Consider the following 2,285-nt stretch of genomic DNA (forward strand, 5'->3'; position numbering starts at 1 on the left):
TTATTGAACGGAATTTACCAACGGCACAACAGGTATGCGTTGTTGCTCACCATAGTTTGCCGAGCGCGTGAGCAGCTTTCGGTGTTTATTTAATGGGTGTTAGCGTCAGCAACCGCCGTCATAACAAACTGCTCAACGGGACAAAAACGCGCACGATTTTTGGCTTGGTTTACTTTTGAGGTTCCGGCTGATTAAATTGAGTGCATATGGGTATTTTTGCCCATTAGCCGGGCGTTAGGAATTTAGGGGAATTAATAGAAATGCGGTGGATTGATTATGTTATTCGAGCCATGGAAAATTTGGGTGGAGAGGCTACTTATAGTCAACTTTATACCGAAATTGAGCAACTGAAGGGCGGAAATCTTACTAAAAGCTGGCAAGCAACTGTTCGCAATACCATCGAAAGTTATTCTAGTGATTCTGATAACTGGACACCGTCAAAAGATGATTTGTTTTACAGTGTCGGTGGTAAAGGTAGCGGGCATTGGGCGTTAAGAAATTATCAAAGCACCGAAATTAACGAGCCTATTGCCATTGACTACGATGTTCCTGACAAGGAAAAATGCACAGTTACTCGTTTCATTCGAGACAATAAGCTTTCACACCTCGTAAAGAAAAAGAATAACTTTATGTGTCAGGTTTGTGGTTTTACTTTCTTACTTCCAAATGGAAAACCATATGCAGAGGCGCACCATTTAATGCCCTTAGGTAAAGAGCATAATGGACCGGACATTGAGGGAAATATGATTTGCGTTTGTCCTAATCACCACGCAATGTTGGATTACTGTACCTTGTCTCTAGACGTAAATTTTATTGTGAAAAATTCTAGACACCAAATAATGGAAGAATTTATAAACTATAGTAATCAGCTGGTTGGACGACATTCCTAACAAACAACTCAAAGGGACAAAAACACGTGCCACTTTTGGTTCGGTTTGTTTTTGAGGTTTCGGCAGGTTTGGTTGGGCAAATGGGCTCGGTTTTTGCCCTTTAGTTGGGCGTTAAATCTTAAGGGGACATAAATGGATTGGGAAGGTGTATTTAGGATTATAATTGCAGGCCTAGGGGCAGTTGGTGGGGCTGCGGTGATAATCTTTGGCCTTAGTTCATGGTTGGGTAAGGTGTGGGCAGCTAGAATTCTACAAAATGAAAAGTCTCAACTGGATCAAATGAACTTTGAATATCAAACAAAATTTTCATCTCTACACCAAAAACGTGCAGAAGTTGTAGCTGAAACTTATTCTCTAATCCGGGATGTTTACAATAGGGTTTGTGATTATGCAGCCCATAATGGTAATACGTCTGAAAATAGAGAAAAAGTTTATAAAAGTATTTCAAGCTTAACCAATTATTATCCCAAACGCAGAATATTTATTAATAAAAAGATAGCGACTAAGATTGACAGACTAAGGACTGATTTAGAGTACATTGCCAGAGAAGTAGAAGCAGAGGGTGAAGAATATTATTCAGAAAATATGTATAGCCGTATATATGGTCAAGCATCTGAAGCACTTACGGATTTAGAGAACGAATTTCGTGTACTTTTAGGAGAAGAGATTTAACAAACAACTCAAAGGGACAAAAACACGCGCGATTTTTGGTTCGGTTTGTTTTTGGGGTTACGACTGGTTCGGTTGAGTGAATGGGCTTTGGTTTTTGCCCTTTAGTTGGGCGTTAGTTGCCAAGGAGGAAAACGCAGCTAAAGCAGAATGATTTAGAGCTAATGTTCGTGTGTTTTTGGCTAGGTTTTCGTACTTCAATTTCTAGTTATTTTAGTTTGTGAAAATCGTGCGTTGGTTTCTTGTGCGGTTTGTTTTTTCCGTTTCAGAAATAGCTTTATTTGTTGAAAGTCAGCTCTGTTACCTTGTCTGTTTAAAAGGGCTTTTTGGTGTGGTTAATCCGTTTTCTACGGAGTTTTGAGTTCCAAGTGGTTTCAGTGACAGGCGCTTTGAAACTGCGCCTGATTTGAGTTTTTCAAAGCACGTAAAAAACAGTGTTGGCAAAGCGGTAATAAACTCCAAATTAAAGCCTTGGGTTTGGCAACTAACAAAGCATTCAAGAGGGATTCACAACGCTTGGCAGTTTTGGTTTGAATTAGCTTTAGTGTTTACGGCACAATGGTTTAGGTTGGGTGGTCGCGTTGTTCACCCCTTAATGCGGCTACATGGATTCCCCCGGTTGTCAAACATCCGCTAAACTTCAAGTGATGGGTTTTGGACTGCCGCTCTACATTCGGTCTCTATATCGATGGTTCGCAACATCGTGACCCTGATGACTTTGCGCGA

Annotated in this window: 2 protein-coding genes; both read left to right on the plus strand. The window is 40.5% G+C overall.

Annotation, left to right across the window (positions count from 1 at the left end; all coding sequences use genetic code 11):
* Positions 1 to 260 precede the first annotated feature (260 nt).
* Positions 261 to 890, plus strand: coding sequence for an HNH endonuclease (locus DI392_RS19290; protein WP_109321325.1), 630 nt, complete (start codon positions 261 to 263; stop codon positions 888 to 890).
* Between the two features lie 132 nt (positions 891 to 1,022).
* Positions 1,023 to 1,562: a hypothetical protein gene (locus DI392_RS19295; protein WP_109321326.1), complete on the plus strand. Its 540-nt coding sequence runs from the start codon at positions 1,023 to 1,025 to the stop codon at positions 1,560 to 1,562.
* The last annotated feature ends 723 nt before the right edge of the window (positions 1,563 to 2,285 follow it).

This window comes from Vibrio albus, assembly GCF_003144035.1.
Classification (GTDB): domain Bacteria; phylum Pseudomonadota; class Gammaproteobacteria; order Enterobacterales; family Vibrionaceae; genus Vibrio; species Vibrio albus.

Bases quoted from the DNA above. Each gene is read 5' to 3' on its own strand.
- DI392_RS19295 (WP_109321326.1), top strand. From the start codon at position 1,023: ATGGATTGGGAAGGTGTATTTAGGATTATAATTGCAGGCCTAGGGGCA.
- DI392_RS19290 (WP_109321325.1), top strand. From the start codon at position 261: ATGCGGTGGATTGATTATGTTATTCGAGCCATGGAAAATTTGGGTGGA.